We start from the raw sequence: 4,296 nt of genomic DNA on the forward strand, positions 1-4,296 counted from the left end.
CGGCACCGCATCGCGACCTTCGTCCACGCAGGTCCAGTGGGTCACGTCGATGGCGGCTTCGGTCGGGCCGTACAGGTTGTAGAGCCCGGCCTGGGGCAGCTTGGCGAAGACCTGTTGCTGGGCATCCACCGGCAGAGCCTCGCCGCTGCACACGATGCGCTGCAGGCTTTGGCAGGTCGACACCGCCGGATCCTGCAGGAAAGCCTGCAGCATCGACGGCACGAAGTGCAGCGTGGTGACCTGCTGTTGATTGATCAGGTTGATCAGCCTGGCCGGATCACGGTGATCACCGGGCGCCGCAACCACCAGGCGCGAGCCGCTCATCAACGGCCAGAAGAACTCCCACACCGACACGTCGAAGCTGAACGGGGTCTTCTGCAGCACCGTGTCGCTGGCGTCGAGGCCGTAGGCTTCCTGCATCCAGTGCAGACGGTTCAGCAATGCCGAATGACGGTTGCCCGCCCCTTTGGGCTGGCCGGTGGAGCCCGAGGTGTAGATCACGTAGGCGAGGTTTTCGCCGTCCAGGGCGATGCCTGGGTTGGCGTCGCTGTAGTCCTCGAAGGCAGACTCGCCCAGCACCAGGGTTTCCAGGCCTTGGGGAATCGGCAGTTGCTCACGCAAGTGCGCCTGGGTCAGCAGCAGTTTCACCCCGCTGTCTTCCAGCATGTAGGCCAGGCGTTCGCGCGGGTATTCCGGGTCCAGCGGCACGTAGGCGCCACCGGCCTTGAGCACCGCGAGCAGACCGACGACCATGTCGATGGAACGCTCCACCGCCAGGCCCACCAGCACGTCCGGCCCTACGCCGGCCTCGATCAGGCGATGGGCCAGGCGGTTGGCGCGGCGGTTCAGCTCGGCATAACTGAGCGACACCCCATTGAAGCGCAACGCCGGTGCATCCGGCTGCGCCTGCACCTGGGCCTCGATCAACTGATGCACCCACTGCCCTTGGGGGTAGTCGCGCGCGGTGGCGTTCCATTGAGCGAGTATTTGCTCGCGCTCAGCGACGTCGAGTGTCGCCAGGTCGTGCAAGGGCAATGCAGGATTCGCCACGGCTGCCCGCAACAGGCTCAGCCAATGTTCGGCCATGCGTGCGACGGTGGCGGCGCCGAACAGGTCGGTGGCGTAGGTCAGGGACGCCCAGATCGCGTCGCCGCTTTCCTGGGTGTCCAGGCTCAGGTCGAACTGGGCGCTGTGGCTGTCCCATTCCAGGTTGGCCACGCGCAGGCCCGGCAACTGCTGCGCGGCGGCTGGGGAGTTGGCCTGGTGGTTGAACATCACCTGGAACAGCGGGTTATGGCTCAGGCTGCGCTCCGGTTGCAGGGCTTCGACCAGTTGCTCGAACGGCAAGTCCTGATGGGCCTGGGCCTCCAGCGCACGGCGCTTGGCCTGCTGCAGCAGCTGGGCGAAGCTCATGTGACCATCGAGGTCGGCCTTGAGCACTTGGGTATTGACGAAGAAGCCGATCAGCGATTCGGTCTCGACCCGGTTGCGGTTGGCAATCGGCACGCCGATGCGGATGTCCTGCTGGCCGCTGTAGCGGTACAGAAACGCCTGGAACGCGGCCAGCAGCAGCATGAACATCGTCACGCCTTCGCCCTGGGCCAGGGCTTTCAACCCTGCCACCAGTGCCGGTTCCAGCGCGATGTCCAGACGCGCACCACGAAAGCTCTGTTGCGCCGGGCGGGGTTGGTCGAACGGCAATTCCAGCACCGGCTGCGTGCCGCTGAGCAATTCGCGCCAGTACGCCAGTTGACGGGCCTTCTCCCCCGCTTCCATCCAGCTGCGTTGCCACAGCGCATAGTCGGCGTACTGGATCGGCAGCGGCGCCAATGCACAGTCCTGGCCCTGGCTGTAGGCAGCATAGAGTTGCATCAACTCCTGCACCATCACACCCATCGACCAGCCATCGGAGACGATATGGTGCTGCACCAGCACCAGCACGTGCTCCTCTTCGCTCACTGCGAGCAAACTGACCCGCAGCAACGGGCCTTGCTGCAAGTCGAAGGGACGGGCGATTTCGGCTTCGACACGGGCCTTGAGCTGCGCTTCGTCGACTGCACTTTCGGCGATCTCGACCACCCCGTGGGCCAGCACCTCCTGAGTACGTGCCTCGGCGTCCAGGTGCAGGCGTGTACGCAGGCTTTCATGGCGCGCCACCAAGGTGTCGAAACTGCGCTGCAGGGCGGCCTTGTCCAGCTGGCCGCTCAGACGCAGGGCGCCGGGGACGTGATAAGCGTCACTGTCCGGGTCCAACTGCCAGAGAAACCACTGCCGTTCCTGGGCGTAGGACAACGGCAGCTTCCGGCCGTCCTCGCGGATCGAGGCAATCGGCAGCTGGGCGAAGCTCATGCCCCGGCTTTGCAGGCGCTGGTAGAACTGCTGGCGCTGTTCCAGAGGCAGGCGAAGAAAGCGCGAAACCAGATCGATATTAGGGTTGGAAAGCATGGGTCAAATCGCCTCTAGTTCGCTCAAAAAATCACGAAGATCATCAAAGTCTTCCGCGCTGCCGGCGCGGAAGGTGGCAGCCGCCTGCACATAGGCGCGCAGCGTTTCAGTCTGGAACACTTCCACCAGCGGCACTTCCAGGCCCAGCTCGGCCTGGACCCTGGAGGTGATCTGGATGGCCAGCAGGGAGTGGCCGCCCACTTCAAAGAAGTTGTCGTTCAAGCCGACCTGCGGCAGGCGCAGCACCTCGGCCCAGATCGTGGCGATCTGCTGTTCCAGCTCGCTCTGCGGGGCCACATAGGCCTGTTGCATAAGGCTCACATCCGGTTGCGGCAGGCCCTTGCGGTCGAGCTTGCCGTTGGGGGTCAACGGCATTTGCGCCAGGAAGATGAAATGCGCCGGGACCATGTAGTCCGGCAGGCGGGCCTTGAGTGCGCGACGCAATGCGTCACGGAACTCGGCTTCGTTGGACGGGGCGGACACCGGAACCACATAGGCCACCAGCTGTTTTCCGGTCGGGCCGTCCTGGGCCACCACCACGGTTTCACCGACGCTGTCCTGCTCACGCAGGCGCGCTTCGATTTCCCCCAGTTCGATGCGGAAACCACGGATCTTCACCTGGTGGTCGACACGCCCGAGGTAATCCACCACGCCATCCGGGCGGCCACGGGTCAGGTCGCCGCTGCGATACACGCGACTGCCCGGCTTGCCGAACGGGTCCGGCACGAAGCGTTCGGCGGTCAGCGCCGGACGTTCCAGGTATCCACGGGCCACGCCCTCGCCGCCCAGGTACAGCTCACCGGCGACGCCGATGGGTTGCAGGTTGAGTTGCGCGTCCAGCACGTAGCCGCTGCGGTTGCCCAATAGCGTACCAATCGGTGCATAGACGGCGCCGCAGGGGTCGCCCTTGCGCGCTTTCCACAGCAGCGGCGTGACCACGGTTTCGGTCGGGCCGTAGCCGTTGAACAGGTAGGTCGGCTTGAGCGCGCGCCAGGCCAGGTCGTAGCTGGCTTGCGCCACCGCATCGCCGCCAAAGCAGTACACACGCACCTTCGGTGGATTACCGTCGCGCTCGGCATGCTCGGCCAGTTGTTGCAGGTACACCGGCGGGAACACCGCCATGGTCACGTTGTGACGGTGCATCTGCGCGTAGGTGTACTCGGGCAACCACAGGCTGTCGTCACGGACCAGCACGCTGGCGCCGTTGATCAGCGGGTGCATCCAGCCTTCATGGGAGCCGTCGAAGGCGAACGACATGAAGTGCAGTTCGCAATCGGCCGGCGATGTTTCATAACGCTCGCCGGTAGCGATGATGTGCGCCACCAACGGCCCATGGGACACCGCCACGCCCTTGGGCAGGCCGGTGGAGCCGGAGGTGTAGATCACGTAGGCAAGGTTGTCGCCGTGCAGTTTTACCTCCGGCGCGGTGTCGCTGTAGTCGGCCCACGCCTCGGTGCGATCGATGGCCAGGCTGTCCAGGCCCTCGGGAATCGGCAGTTGCGGCAACGCACTGGTGTGGGTCAGCAGCAACTTCGCGCGGCTGTCCTGCATCATGTACAGCAGGCGATCACGTGGGTATTCGATATCCAGTGGCACATACACACCGCCGGCTTTCATCACCGCGAGGAACGCCACCAGGCTCTCGGCACTGCGCGGCATGGCAATTGCCACGCGCACTTCGGGGCCGATGCCACGGGCGATCAGGGCATGGGCCAGGCGGTTGGCCTGGCGGTCCAGCTCGCCATAACTCAGGGTTTGCGCATCGAACTTGACCGCCACCGCAGCGGGGTTTTCGGCGGCGCGGTCGGCAACCATTTCGTGTACCAGACGCTCGGCCGAGAAGCCGGCGTC

2 protein-coding genes are annotated in these 4,296 nt (G+C 64.9%); both read right to left on the minus strand.

Going from position 1 to position 4,296, the window contains the following annotated elements:
- On the minus strand, nt 1-2,445 hold a 2,445-nt coding region (locus tag V3W40_RS34495), incomplete at its 3' end, for a condensation domain-containing protein (RefSeq protein WP_330216540.1).
- 3 nt (nt 2,446-2,448) lie between these two features.
- Nucleotides 2,449-4,296, minus strand: a 1,848-nt coding sequence (locus V3W40_RS34500; RefSeq protein WP_330216541.1) for an amino acid adenylation domain-containing protein, incomplete at its 5' end; no start/stop codon positions are given.

Source organism: Pseudomonas sp. AM8, from assembly GCF_036346475.1.
Taxonomy (GTDB): Bacteria; Pseudomonadota; Gammaproteobacteria; order Pseudomonadales; family Pseudomonadaceae; genus Aquipseudomonas; species Aquipseudomonas marginalis.